The organism is Moraxella lacunata, assembly GCF_900453205.1.
Lineage (GTDB): Bacteria > Pseudomonadota > Gammaproteobacteria > Pseudomonadales > Moraxellaceae > Moraxella > Moraxella lacunata_B.
Genome location: NZ_UGQU01000002.1, coordinates 313399 through 326949, shown reverse-complemented (window position 1 = coordinate 326949; position 13551 = coordinate 313399). Strand labels below are relative to the sequence as shown.

The 13551-nt window shown below is 43.4% G+C and carries 9 protein-coding genes; 3 read left to right on the top strand and 6 right to left on the bottom strand.

Features of this window, described 5'->3' with window-relative positions; all coding sequences use genetic code 11:
• Positions 1-212 precede the first annotated feature (212 nt).
• Together DX073_RS06990 and DX073_RS06985 are read right to left on the bottom strand one after the other, a co-directional pair.
• Complete coding sequence (locus DX073_RS06990; protein ID WP_115006923.1) at positions 213-1208, bottom strand: LLM class flavin-dependent oxidoreductase; 996 nt, start codon at positions 1206-1208, stop codon at positions 213-215.
• A 134-nt stretch (positions 1209-1342) separates the two neighbouring features.
• Complete coding sequence (locus tag DX073_RS06985) at positions 1343-1669, bottom strand: ArsR/SmtB family transcription factor (RefSeq protein WP_115006921.1); 327 nt, start codon at positions 1667-1669, stop codon at positions 1343-1345.
• A 121-nt stretch (positions 1670-1790) separates the two neighbouring features.
• Here DX073_RS06985 and DX073_RS06980 point away from each other — a divergent pair, with 121 nt between their 5' ends.
• A complete protein-coding gene (locus DX073_RS06980) occupies positions 1791-2714 on the top strand; it encodes a pseudouridine synthase (protein ID WP_115006920.1) in 924 nt (307 codons plus the stop codon).
• Positions 2715-2762: 48 nt separating this feature from the next.
• Here the strand turns inward: DX073_RS06980 and DX073_RS06975 are convergent, their stop codons facing one another.
• Entirely contained in the window at positions 2763-2984 is a 222-nt protein-coding gene (locus DX073_RS06975; protein ID WP_147279693.1) for a hypothetical protein, read from the bottom strand.
• 325 nt (positions 2985-3309) lie between these two features.
• Here DX073_RS06975 and hemL point away from each other — a divergent pair, with 325 nt between their 5' ends.
• Complete coding sequence (hemL, locus tag DX073_RS06970) at positions 3310-4599, top strand: glutamate-1-semialdehyde 2,1-aminomutase (protein ID WP_115006915.1); 1290 nt, start codon at positions 3310-3312, stop codon at positions 4597-4599.
• A 79-nt stretch (positions 4600-4678) separates the two neighbouring features.
• A complete protein-coding gene (gene secA / locus DX073_RS06965; RefSeq protein ID WP_115006913.1) occupies positions 4679-7543 on the top strand; it encodes a preprotein translocase subunit SecA in 2865 nt (954 codons plus the stop codon).
• 57 nt (positions 7544-7600) lie between these two features.
• Here the strand turns inward: secA and DX073_RS06960 are convergent, their stop codons facing one another.
• The 3 genes from DX073_RS06960 to DX073_RS06950 all read right to left on the bottom strand — a co-directional run bounded on the left by DX073_RS06960 (position 7601) and on the right by DX073_RS06950 (position 13519).
• Positions 7601-8710 (bottom strand): metallophosphoesterase, encoded by a 1110-nt coding sequence (locus DX073_RS06960; protein ID WP_115006911.1) that lies wholly within the window; start codon positions 8708-8710, stop codon positions 7601-7603.
• Positions 8707-9675: a YheT family hydrolase gene (locus DX073_RS06955; protein ID WP_115006909.1), complete on the bottom strand. Its 969-nt coding sequence runs from the start codon at positions 9673-9675 to the stop codon at positions 8707-8709. Before DX073_RS06955 ends, DX073_RS06960 begins: the two co-directional genes overlap by 4 nt.
• A 94-nt stretch (positions 9676-9769) precedes the next feature.
• Positions 9770-13519, bottom strand: coding sequence for a UvrD-helicase domain-containing protein (locus tag DX073_RS06950; protein WP_115006907.1), 3750 nt, complete (start codon positions 13517-13519; stop codon positions 9770-9772).
• Between the last annotated feature and the right edge of the window lie 32 nt (positions 13520-13551).

The following is a 13551-nucleotide window of genomic DNA, read 5'->3' as shown; positions in this document are numbered from 1 at the left end:
CCTTGTAAACGCATCAAATGTTAGGTTTTTAACCATGATAAAACAACATGCTATTGTTAATCTATCCTACTTTTGGGCAGGGTTTTGGGTAAATGTAATTTCCCAACACGCCATTATGGTAAATTATCCCCAATTTGCTCCAATTCTACCTTTTAAAAAATGCTTTTGTAGGGGCGTGCTTTCCACACCCTATAAGGTCAGCGCCATCAACATCAACCTTTTACCACATCAGCAAGCAATTCATACGAGCGAGCTTGTTTGTCTTTGTCATAAATATAGCTGACCGCCATAAATTCATCGGCATTGACTTGGCTTTGTAATTGCTCTAACTGGGCTTTGACCGTCTGTGGCGAGCCAATCACGCTACACGCCGTCATGCTCTTTGCCATGGATAGGATATGCGGTGGAATATGGCTCTCAATGTCAGGGGCAGGCGGTTTCATGCCTGAGCGTTCGCCCGTTACCACATTTAAGAAAAACTGCAAACTGGTGGTTGCCAGTAACTCGGCTTCACTGTCGGTATCGGCAACAATGGCGTTTAGCCCAACGATGACTTTGGGTTTGTCAAGCACGTCAGACGGCTTAAATTCCCTGCGGTAAATCTCCACCGCCTGCGTCAAAAAGCGTGGGGCAAAATGAGACGCAAAGGCATAAGGTAAACCAAGCTCTGCCGCCAAATACGCACTCTCAGGGCTAGAACCCAAGATATACAGTGGCACGTTTAGCCCTTTGGCAGGGTAGGCTCGCACTTTGTCGCTGTCGTCATTGCCAAAATAAAACTGCAACTCTTTGATATCACTAGGAAAACTCATCGCAAAATCGTCCTGATGACGGCGAATGGCTCGGGCGGTGGCAGGGTCAGTACCAGGGGCTCGCCCAAGCCCCAAATCCACACGGTTAGGATATAGGCTTGCCAGCGTGCCATACTGCTCGGCAACAACAAAGGGCGAATGATTGGGGAGCATGACACCGCCCGACCCCACTCGGATTGTGCTTGTCTTGTCAAGCACACGCTGGATTAAAAGGCTCGTGGCGGAACTTGCCAGATAGGGCATATTGTGGTGTTCGGCAATCCAGTAGCGAGTGTAGCCTGTGCGTTCGGCAAGCTGTGCCAAGTCCACAAGGTTGTCAATCGCTTGGTTAAAAGTCTCGCCGTCTCGTAATGGGGCTAGATTTAAAATAGATAGCTCAGTTGTGGTTTGGGTCATGGTTTTTCTCGCTTTTACATTTATAAAAATTTAGATATGTTTTGGCAAAATTTTTGGGGCTATTTGATTAAATGGATAGGTGGGGGCAAATCGCATTCGCCCAATTATCAACACACCGCAAAAGGCAAATTATTTTAATCAGACAACCCGCCAATCTCATCACGCACTTGGCGGATAAAGCCGTCCACACCGCTTGGGCAGTAGCGGTAATACGTCCATTTGCCAAGGCGTTTGCTCTCTATTAGCCCTGTTTGTTGTAGGCTACCTAGATAACTTGAAATCACCGACTGGGCAAGCCCTGATTTTTCGGCAATCACACCCACGCAAATCCCACCGTCAAAGCCTGTCTCTGTGCAACGCAAAGCGTCCGCCCCAAAATGTGTGGCAGGGTCTTTGAGCCACAGCAAAATCTGATAGCGGACATCGTTGGCAAGCACTTTAAAAACATCAGTGGATTTCATGAATACAGATAAGCTAAAAATAATATATCATTATATCTATAAATTTAGATATGTCAAGCTCATCACGCTATCACAAATATGATAAAATGGCGTCAAGATAACGTAATCAAAAAAACACACCATGCCCCACACCACACCGCCCGTGAAAGACGGTATTTCTCCAAGTCGTCTTTATTTAGAAAAATTAAACAATCAGCCCAAGAGTCTACTGGCGTTTTTATGCCAAAAATTCCCCCATATCAGCCCTGATGAGTGGCAGGCACGCTTTGAGAGTGGCGATGTTTGGGGCGATATTGGGGGTAAGATGACAGGCGGTGTTGCCCCTTTGACGGCAGAGACACCTTATGTGCATGGGCGGACGATTTATTATTATCGGACGCTACAAGATGAGATTATTGTGCCGTTTGATTATCAGATTCTCTTTGAAAATGATGAGTTTATGGTGGTGGATAAGCCCCATTTTTTGGCGGTAACGCCATCGGGCAGTTATGTCAAACAGACCCTGCTTGCTCGCCTAAAAGCCGATACGGGCAATGCCGATTTGTCCCCCATTCACAGGCTAGACAGAGAGACGGCAGGACTGATACTCATCAGTAAAAATGTCGCCACACGCCATCAGTATCAAGCCTTATTTGCCCATCATGCCATCACCAAGGTGTATCATGCCATCGCCACTGTTAATCATAAATTAACAATGCCGATAGATGTTCGCCTGCATTTGGAGCGTGGCGAGCCGTTTTATGTCATGCGTGTCAATGCTGACAAACCTGCCAATACCCACACGCACATCGATATTTTGGCGGTCAAAGGCGACCTTGCCAAATACGAGCTTCGCCCCACGACGGGTAAACTTCATCAGTTAAGAGTTCATCTCAATCATCTTGGCATACCCATCTGTCATGACCCTTATTATCCATCAGTCCGTCATAAAGCCAAAGATGACTTTACCAACCCTTTGCAACTACTTGCCAAACACCTTGTATTTAACGACCCCATCACAGGCGAGCGGTGGGAGTTTACATCAAAGCAAAATCTGGCTTTATAAAAAAACCCTGCGACTGGGCAGGGCTGGGATAGATTTGTTGGCGTTAAATCACCAAAACAAAAAACTTACCCCAAGCAAAATAAGTAGCACGCATTGGAGTGTTAAAAAGGTTTGGTGTTTTTTTAAAAACGCTACAAGGGACGAGCCTTGCTCTTTGTTGTCCATGTTTTGGACGGTCAGCGTGTCAAGCTCTGGCTTGGTGGGGTGTTTGTTGTCGTTCATGGGGGCAACTGATTTCTCATTGACAAAATCATTGGGGTTTATGCTCATGACCATGTCAAATCTCCGTGGTACTGATGTTTGCTTTTTGCTCAATTTATTGTAATTTTATGTAAATAAATATTACGATAAATATTTTTTGTGTTATTTGTTGTACTATTATATCGGTTTTTTTGAAAAATTTAAATAAAAAATAGCATTTTTGTGTAAAATTCATCAGTATTTTTGTAAATTTCTATTTTTAACAAAACGAATGAATATTTCCAATCTCTTACCAAGCATCCATTAAGCAAAATCAAATCAGACAGTCACGCCAAAAAATGATAAAATAGGCTGATTTATTCATTTTCTTTTTATTAATAATATAGGAACTGCCATGACACTTACCGCCGACCAAGTCTTATTTGAAAAAGCCAAACGCCACATTCCGGGGGGTGTAAACTCGCCCGTGCGTGCCTTTGCAGGGGTGGGCGGTACGCCTGTGTTCGTGAGCCGTGCCAAAGGTGCGTATATGTACGACACCGAAGGGCGTGAGTATATTGATTACGTTGGTTCGTGGGGGCCTATGATTTTGGGACATGCCCACCCCAAGGTCATCGATGCGGTCAAGCTCGCCTGTGATGACGGCTTATCCTTTGGGGCTCCCACGCCCTTTGAGACGACCATGGCGGATTTGATTGCCGACATCATTCCACACATTGAGCTGATTCGCATGGTGTCATCAGGCACAGAGGCGACCATGAGTGCCATTCGTTTGGCTCGTGGCTATACAGGGCGAGATAAGATTGTCAAATTTGAAGGGTGCTATCATGGGCATTCGGACAGTCTGCTTGTCAAGGCAGGCTCTGGAATGCTCGACATTGGCGAGCCGACATCAAAAGGCGTACCTGCTGATTTTGCCAAGCATACCGTAACCTTGCCTTATAATGACATTGATGCCCTGCGTTCTGCCTTTGATAAATTTGGCGATGAATTTGCGTGCGTGATTTTAGAGCCGATAGCGGGTAACATGAACATGGTTATCCCAAGTCAAGAGTTTCATAACACCTTGCGTGAGCTTTGTACCAAGCACGGGGCGGTGTTGATTTTTGATGAAGTGATGACGGGCTTTCGTGTGGGACTGCGTGGAGCAAGCCACCATTTTGGCATTACCCCCGACCTTAGCACCTTTGGTAAAATCATCGGGGCAGGCTTGCCTGTGGGGGCGTTTGGCGGTAAACGTGAGATTATGGAGTGTATCGCCCCCTTGGGCGGTGTCTACCAAGCAGGGACACTGTCTGGTAACCCCCTAGCCATGCGTGCAGGTAAGGCGATGTTTGATGAATTAACTCGTCCGAATTTTTATGAGGAACTGACCGCCAAAACCGCCAAACTGGTAAACGGCTTACAAGCACTGGCGGACAAACACGGCATAGATTTTGCAAGTTGTCATGTAGGCGGTATGTTTGGGCTGTTTTTTGCCAAAGAATTGCCCAAAAACTTTAATGACGTGGCATGCGCCGACACCAAACGCTTTAACCAGTTTTTCCATGCCATGCTAAAACAGGGCATATACCTTGCTCCGTCTGCCTTTGAAGCATTCTTTATGTCCATCGCCCATACCGATGACGACATTGAGCGGACACTTGTGTGTGCAGATAAGGCATTTGGTGAGCTGATTGGTTGATTTTTTAAAATTGACTACCATATAATTTGATTGTATTGCTGTTATAAAATATTTTGCCCTGTGCAATTTGGAAAAAACCATGCTAACAAAAGCCATCAGTGCTGTATTCGGCACCAAAAACGAACGTGAATTAAAGCGTATGCAAAAGCAGGTGGACAAGATTAACGCCCTTGAACCCACAATCTCAGCACTGTCTGATGATGAGCTACGCCAAAAAACCGATGAGTTTAAAAGCCGTCATGCCAATGGTGAGAGTCTTGACAAGCTCTTGCCCGAGGCGTTTGCCGTGTGCCGTGAAGCGTCCAAACGTGTGAACGGCATGAGACACTATGACGTCCAGCTCATCGGTGGCATGACCTTGCACGAGGGTAAGATTGCCGAGATGAAAACGGGCGAGGGTAAGACCCTAATGGCAACCCTTGCCATGTACCTAAACGCCATCAGTGGCAAGGGCGTGCATGTCGTAACCGTGAACGACTATCTGGCAGGGCGTGATGCTGAGCTAAACCGTGGGCTGTTTAGCTTCTTGGGGCTGACGGTGGGTGTGATTTATAGCCAACAGCCCCCCCATGAGAAATTTGATGCTTATCGTGCTGACATCACTTATGGCACCAATAACGAATACGGTTTTGATTATCTGCGTGATAACATGGTGTTTAGCAAAGATGAGAAAAAACAGCGTCCGCTCAATTACTGTATCATCGATGAGATTGACAGTATTTTGATTGATGAGGCTCGGACACCGCTCATCATCTCAGGGCAAGCCGAAGACTCGGCTCATCTGTATGCCTTGATTAATAACATCATTCCCCGCCTAAAAAAATCCGACAACGAAGAAGATAATAAAAACAACGTGGCGGAGGATTTTTGGATTGATGAGAAAAACCGAGCCATTGAGATTAGCGAAAAGGGCTATGAGAAAATTGAGAAATTCTTGATAGAAGTAGGCGAGCTTGGCGAAAAAGAAAGCCTGTACAGCCCTGCTCGCTTGCCCCTGCTCGCTCATGTGCAGGCGGCGATTAGAGCTCATCATCTGTTTATTAAAAACGTGCATTATATCATCTCTGAGGATAACGAGATTGTCATTGTGGACGAAAACACGGGGCGTACCATGCCGGGCAGACGGTGGAGCGAGGGGCTACACCAAGCGGTAGAAGCCAAAGAGGGTGTGGAGATTCAAGCCGAAAACCAAACCATGGCAACCACCACGTTCCAAAACTATTTTCGTCTGTATGACAAGCTCTCTGGCATGACAGGGACAGCAGATACCGAAGCGGCGGAGTTTAAATCGACTTATGACATTGATGTGGTCATCATTCCCACACACCGTCCGATTGCTCGTGTGGATTTGAACGACCAGATTTTCTTATCTAAATTGGGCAAATATCAAGGCATTATCCGTGAGATTCGCCAAATCACCGCCAAAGGAGCCCCTGTGCTTGTTGGTACAGCAACCATTGAGGCGAGTGAGGAGCTGTCGTATTTGCTTGACCAAGCTGGTATTAAACACAACGTCCTAAACGCCAAACAGCACGAACGAGAAGCCGAAATCATCGCCCAAGCAGGCAGACCGTCTGCGGTAACCATTGCCACCAACATGGCAGGACGTGGTACGGATATTATCCTAGGTGGTAACTGGCAGGCGGAGATAGAGGATTTGGACGCACTCACCGATGCCCAAAAGAGCGAGTTACAAAGCCAATGGCAAGCTCGTAACGAAGCGGTCAAAGCGGCAGGGGGTCTGCACATCATCGGCTCTGAGCGCCACGAATCACGTCGTATTGATAACCAGCTTCGTGGGCGTGCAGGGCGACAAGGCGACCCTGGTCAGTCTCGCTTTTTCTTGTCATTAGAAGATGACTTGATGCGGATTTTTGCAGGCGACCGTGTGGTGTCAATGATGCGTGCCATGGGGCTAAAAGAGGACGAAGCCATTGAGCATAAAATGGTGTCTCGCTCGATTGAGAACGCACAGGGCAAGGTAGAAGCTCGTGATTTTGACGCTCGCAAAAGCCTGCTAAAATATGATGATGTCGCTAACGAACAGCGTAAGGTCATCTATGGACAGCGTGATGACTTGCTAGAAGAGGTTGATTTACAAGAGTCCATCAAAGCCATGCACCATGAGGTGTATAACGCCCTTATCACGCAGTTCGTGCCAGAGGGTTCGGTCGATGACCAGTGGAACATTGACGGGCTAGAAGATGAGATTGAGGACGCCTTTGGCTATTATATGCCGATTAATGATTGGCTAGATGCTGACCGCCGTCTTGATGAAGAGGGCTTGCGTGCTAAGATTATTGATTTTGCCATCGCCCATTATCAGAAAAAACGTGAGTCCATGGGCGAGCAAAATGCTGCCCGATTGGAGCGTGATTTTATGCTCCGTAACCTTGACCGCCATTGGAAAGAGCATTTGACCCAAATGGATCAGCTCCGTAAAGGCATTCATTTGCGTAGCTACGCCCAAAAGAATCCCGAGCAAGAGTATAAGCGTGAATCTTTTGATTTGTTCCAGTCCATGCTTGGGGCGATTAAATCAGACGTGGTGCAGGACTTGGCACGGGTGCATATCGCAACCCCAGAAGAGATTGCCCAAATGGAAGAAGAACGTCGCCGTCAAGCCGAGATGATGCGACTGCATTTTGAGCATAATGACATGGGGCTAGAAGGCGAGATTGCCACCGATGAGAGTCGCCCACGAGCCACCCAAAACGTTCAGCGTATCACGGTCAGTCTGGGCGGTGCTGTACCGTCCATGCCAAATCTTACGCCAAACGGTCATACTACTAGCACTGACACCAACCAAAGCATGACAGATGTGGGTGATATCGCAGAACCCCAAAATACTGATGATGTCTTTATCCCTGCCAACATCAACCGTAATGCTCCCTGTCCGTGTGGTAGTGGCTTAAAGTACAAGCAATGCCATGGTAAGATTTAGCATTTAAAAACATAACCATCAAAAAAGGGCGTCATGCCCTTTTTTTATTTTAAACTCTCACTTGCCACGCATGTCAATTATCCATACTTCCGCTTGTGAGCCCAAGCGAAACGGCACACCCCAAAAGCCATAGCCTGATGAGACCACCACATGCGTACCGTTGATTTTTTCGTGTCCGTATGCCACACGGTTTAGGGCTTTGACGATAAAATTGGCAGGGAAAACTTGTCCGTTGTGGGTATGCCCTGATACTTGTAGGTCTATGGGCAGTTGTACATTTTGGTCAATCTGGCTCGGCCTATGGTCAAGCAATATCACAGGATAGCGAGTATCCACGCCACGCATGAGCTCGTGCGTGGGCAGACGGTCGGCGTAATGGTCATCATATCGCCCGATAATCGTCATCGGCGTGTCATTGATAATAAACATCTGAGCGGTGTCATCAAGCAGTATCGCTCCGCTATCACGCACCGCTTGTACAATGGCATGGCGTTCTTTGGCGTTATATAGGTCATGATTGCCAAGGCTTGCGATGAGATTGCCATTGACTGATTTGACCAAATTGTCAAAAGCGGTGTGCATTTTTTCGCCATGATAAACGTGCGTGTCATCATCCATAATGTCGCCCGGCATGAGCAGTACGTCTGCTTTTTCACGTTTTAAAATGTCTGCCAAACGGTTAAGCTGGCGACTGCCGACCAAATAACCCAAATGGGTGTCGCTTGCCACAGCGACCCTGACAGGATTCATCGGTTTGCCAATCTGCATGGATAGATGTCGCACCACAGGCGTGTAGGCGTTATAAACGGACAAGCTAACCAATCCAATAAAGCTTGCCACGCCAAACACACGCACCATCACCCCATCTACCCCGCCCATGATAGTACCAAAAGATGAGATGTGTTTTATGGCAATCACAAGCAGTGTGGTCATGATAATGCTTAACACGCCAAGCCATAACACCGCCATATAACCCATACCAAAGCGGAACATGCCCACAAACAGCGTAACCAAAAACAAATGCGTGATGACAAACATACCCACAAACACCGCCGTTTTGGCATTGGGCAGATAAGGTTTGATAAGCCAAAATATGCCCTTTGCTCCGATGTAAGTAAACAGCTCAATGAGTAAAATCGTTGTGACTAAAAAGAAAAGTCGTCTCATTGTCCCACCCCAAAAAACCCCATCACTTGCCGACCGATAAAGCCCATATCAAACGAGCGAGTGCGATAATCATAATCCAAAAACCCAATATGCCCACCATATCTGGTGTCCAATAGACACACATCATCAGACACGTCCGAGCGTTCGGCAGTTACGCCCAAAAAGGGGTCGTCTTGGGCTGTGATGATGAGCGTGGGTTTGTTGATGTGGATAAGAAAAGGCAAGGCAGACGACTGGCGATAGTAGTCGTTTTTGGAGCGAAAGTCATGACGGGGAGCGGTAAAAACATTGTCAAAATCGCCCAAACGTTTGGCGGATTTTAACGCCTTTAATTCATCAGGTGTTAGGCGGTTTTCTAGGGCTTTTTTGACAATGGGATTAAGTAGATAAGGCGTATAAATGTGCCGTCCGAGCAGTCGCTCCATAGCCACCGATGAGCTTGCCAAATCCACAGGAGCGGATACCACCACCGCACGCTGACAAATCACGTCTGTGCCATATTCGCCCATGTATTTGGCAAGGGCGTTGCCCCCAAGAGACACGCCAACGGCATAGATGTGGGCAAATTCGTTTTGTAAATGGGTTAAATTATGATGAATCTCGCCAGTATCCCCTGCGTTATAAAACACCTTGCCTGAGACCGCCACACCGCCACACGAGCGAAAATGTGCCACCACAAAATGACAATCCGCCTCGTGTACTGCATGGGCAAGGTTTTTGGCATAGTGGCTTTGGCTTGACCCTTCCATGCCATGAAAAAGCACGATGAGCGGTTTTTGGTATTTGCCGTCCACCTTGACATCGTCAGTCAGTAGGTAATCAAACGCCACATCGCTTTCATTCAAAGAATCTTTGATGAGCTTGCGTGTGTAATTGGGCGTGTATTTGACGACATAACGGGGCAAAATGGTTTGTAGGTGGGGATTTTTGAGCCAAATGGGTGGGCGAAAGGTGGTTGTTGTCATGTTAATAATAGCTGATTAATAAAGTAGTTATTTTAGTACAAATGTAATGATTTTTCAATCAAAATAGATTGTTGGTATGGTTTGTGTGATAAAATTAATAACGTTGCAAATATATGATTGGCAAAATAATCCGATATTCTTTTTGGGTATTTTTATCATACCAAAAAACAATAAAGTTGATTTCGCTACCAATAACACGATACCCTTTCTTTAAATATTTATCCAATGCAGGAATAAACTTTGATTTAGAAAACGCAAATAATTGTTTTTGATTGTAAAAGACCCCAAAATTATTTGCAGGCATTGTATCACCAGCAATTAAATATCTTTCAATGATTTCTTGATTATATTTAAAATTTCCCAAATTCACATCTTTATGGGTCAAATACAAGGCAAGTTCAGAATTTTGATATTCTCCTCCATTATAACATTCCATATCAATCAGATTATTATCACATAAACCAAAGATTGACTGTTGGTTGCTCAAAATCGTCAAATCTGACTTAGCACGAGAAAAAGCCACATATAACACCCTTTTTTCATCGTCTGTTTGGTATTTTGGATTGTCCAAGTATACAAAAACACTGTCGTATTCTCGCCCTTTGGCTTTATGAATGGTGGAGACAAAAATCATACCTGCCTCTACCTGATAAAAGTCTTCTAGATTTGATTCTTTTAGAAATGCTTGCCAGTCAGATATATATTTATGCGTTGGATTTGCTAATTCAAAATTGTTGATGATGTTGTTTAATAAAAATAGATTTTTGCTATTTTTAAAACTATCATTTGCTTTTTCTTTGGCATTTTGCCAAGTTTGTTCATCAATCATAGATTGATATTCGCTAATATTTAGATAATGCTCAAATACTCGTACTTCTAATAAATTTTGCATCTGAAAACCGTTATTGGTTTGCACCAATTTACACGGCAATTTATTTTGTCGTAATTGCCCTAAAATATCAATCGCCTCTTCATTGGTTTGGGTCAAAATACCAATGCTACCACCCAATTTACTTTTTTGGTTCATTTGCTCTAACAAATAAGGCATTATATCGCCAGAAAATAGCACGCCTTTTATGTTGTCTTTGGGTGGATTAATGGCGATAATTTCTTCTTGTTTTAGACGATTGTCGATATTTTTGGCAAAGCGATTGCAAAAATCCACAATATATTTTTGGCTTCTATAATTATAAGTTAAATAATGGCGTGTCGCCCCCATATTGCACAACCGCCCCATATAATCAGGACTTGCCCCCATAAAAGTATAAATGGTTTGGTCATCATCGCCCACCGCAATCACTCGCATTTCTTCATTTTTTGCCATTAAAGTTTGAATTAACTCAAATTGGATTTGATTCATATCTTGGGCTTCATCAATGACCAGCACCAACTTGGCAATACGACTTTCTTCTACTTCGCCATTATTAATTTTTAAAATGGCTTGTTCAATAATTTTATCGGCATCTTTTAAATCGCCAACCCGTCCCAATAAATCAAAACAATAAGAATGAAAGGTTTTAATTTCAATAAATCGCCCTGCATTACCCAAAAGCTCCACCAAACGGGATTTAAATTCTATGGCGGCGGCACGAGAAAAGGTGAGCATTAATAATTGCTCGTGTTTAATGTCTTCCATTTGATAAAGACTTGCCAATTTATGCACCAGCACCCTTGTTTTACCACTGCCTGCGGTGGCAAAGACCACCATATGCTGACTTTGATTGTCATTAATAATGGCTAATTGCTCGCTTGATAGATTACCAAACCACTCATTAAAGCGTTGTTCGGTCATATTTTTATTTAAAATATCGCTGTTTTTAAAATAGGTTTTTAAAAACTTTTGATACTCTTGGCTAAAATAATCATTGACAAGTTGTAGGGCGGATTCTTGATTTTCGGTCATTAAATTGGCATATTTACCGACAATATGAATTTGCTCACGGCGAGTTTCATAATAATGATAGAGTTTTTTATAATCGTCTTTGGTGTATTGCTTGCGATTATCCATTTCTAGGCGTGTTAAATGTAGCCGTTGATACATCACCAAAAAACCGCCGTCAATCTTAATCAATCCCATTCTGGCAATATAAAATAAAGCATCTTCTAACTCATCAAAGCTAATTTTTATTTTTTGACTGTTATAAAACGCTGATTGTAATTCGCCCAATGAAAAATCAACGGGCAAAGTCTCATTACTTTTATCGCCATTTTTATCGCTTTTTTCTTTATTTTGTGCTTGTGCCAATTGGTATAAATACCCTGCAAGCCAAATGGCTTTTTCTTTTTTATTTTGCATAAAAGCCAAAATATCATCATAAGAATGATTTAGCTCATAATTGATTTCTTGATAAGACTCTTCGGCTCGTTTTATCCAGTTTTTTATTTTCCAAAAAGTAAGTAAAGATTTAATGGTTTTTGGACTGATTTTATCATGATGATATTGATTGGCAAATTGATGGTTGAGTGCTTTTAGGCTTGTGCATAATGCCCCTTCGCCCAGTTGAAATTGTTCCAATAATAAACACTCAATGTCATACAATTCATTGATTTTATTAACAATCGGATAACTTCGGCTATTTTTGGGAATATAGGCTTGCAAATCTTGTTGGTCGGCTAAGATTTCTTCTTTTCTCATTAAAGTAATGAGTTTGACGACTTTTTCGGTTTGTAATCCCAAAACATCAGCAATATAATCCACTCGGGATTCTGCTTGTTCATCGGTTAATTGCCTTTGACTTCTTTGTGAAAAGAGTTTTTTGATAATACGAATGGCGGTTTGTTTATCATCAAAAGCAATTAAAGTAGAATTGTTGATTTTTTCAATGGCGGTTTGGGCATTGGGCGACAAAATACTATTGGCAAAAACTTTTGGCATATTTTGCCCGCGTTTGATATAGCCAGATTCTTCTAGGGCGTTAATCGCAGTGGTAACACGCGTTTCTATGTCATTAATTTCATCATTCCAACCTGCTTGGCGGGCAATTTCTAAGGCGGAAATGGACATCGCTTTATTTTTGGCAAACTTTTCTTTTAAGGCACGCCATATTTGCCCGATTTCTTTTTGTGATATTTTGGTTTGATTTAATAAAATAAAATGCTTATCCAAATCATCATTGGAAAATAACACATAGCATTTGGCTTGTATATTTTCATCTCGTCCTGCACGCCCTGCTTCTTGTACATAATTTTCCAAAGAATCGGATATTTCAAAATGCACCACCAAGCCCACATCTTTTTTGTCTACGCCCATTCCAAACGCACTCGTTGCCACCATTATTTGCGTTTCGCCTGTGATAAAGCTATTTTGATTAAATATCTTTAATTCGCTGTCCATTTTGCCGTGATAGGGCAAGGCATTAAATCCGTCTTGGGATAATTGCGTGGCAATGTCTGTGGTTTTTTTGGTGCGAGACACGTAAATAATCGTTGGACAATCATAAATTTGAATCAGTTCTCGCAGTGTTTGGTATTTTTGTTCTTCATTATTTTGGGGAATAACTTGATATTGCAAATTTTTTCTTTCAACACTTGCCGAAAATAACTTTAATTCCAAATCCAGTTGTTCTTTAAAATACTGTTTAATATCATCAATCACTTGTGGTTTTGCCGTAGCCGTAAAACAAGAAACAGGAATATTAAGCCCCACCATTTTTTGACTTTGAATGCGGTTAATAAATTCGCCAATGTACAAATAATCCACCCGAAAATCTTGCCCCCACGCCGAAAAACAATGAGCTTCATCAATCACAAAACGAGCCACCGTACGACTTAAAATTAAATTTTCGGTATTGTTAATTGAGTATACTTTTCTAGAAAGCCGTTCGTGGTGAGCTTGTCGAACCATAACGGTTTTCCTAGACTTCGACAAGCTCAGTC

Bases quoted from the DNA above. Each gene is read 5' to 3' on its own strand.
- DX073_RS06990 (WP_115006923.1), bottom strand. From the start codon at position 1,208: ATGACCCAAACCACAACTGAGCTATCTATTTTAAATCTAGCCCCATTA.
- DX073_RS06985 (WP_115006921.1), bottom strand. From the start codon at position 1,669: ATGAAATCCACTGATGTTTTTAAAGTGCTTGCCAACGATGTCCGCTAT.
- DX073_RS06980 (WP_115006920.1), top strand. From the start codon at position 1,791: ATGCCCCACACCACACCGCCCGTGAAAGACGGTATTTCTCCAAGTCGT.
- DX073_RS06975 (WP_147279693.1), bottom strand. From the start codon at position 2,984: ATGAGCATAAACCCCAATGATTTTGTCAATGAGAAATCAGTTGCCCCC.
- hemL (WP_115006915.1), top strand. From the start codon at position 3,310: ATGACACTTACCGCCGACCAAGTCTTATTTGAAAAAGCCAAACGCCAC.
- secA (WP_115006913.1), top strand. From the start codon at position 4,679: ATGCTAACAAAAGCCATCAGTGCTGTATTCGGCACCAAAAACGAACGT.
- DX073_RS06960 (WP_115006911.1), bottom strand. From the start codon at position 8,710: ATGAGACGACTTTTCTTTTTAGTCACAACGATTTTACTCATTGAGCTG.
- DX073_RS06955 (WP_115006909.1), bottom strand. From the start codon at position 9,675: ATGACAACAACCACCTTTCGCCCACCCATTTGGCTCAAAAATCCCCAC.
- DX073_RS06950 (WP_115006907.1), bottom strand. From the start codon at position 13,519: ATGGTTCGACAAGCTCACCACGAACGGCTTTCTAGAAAAGTATACTCA.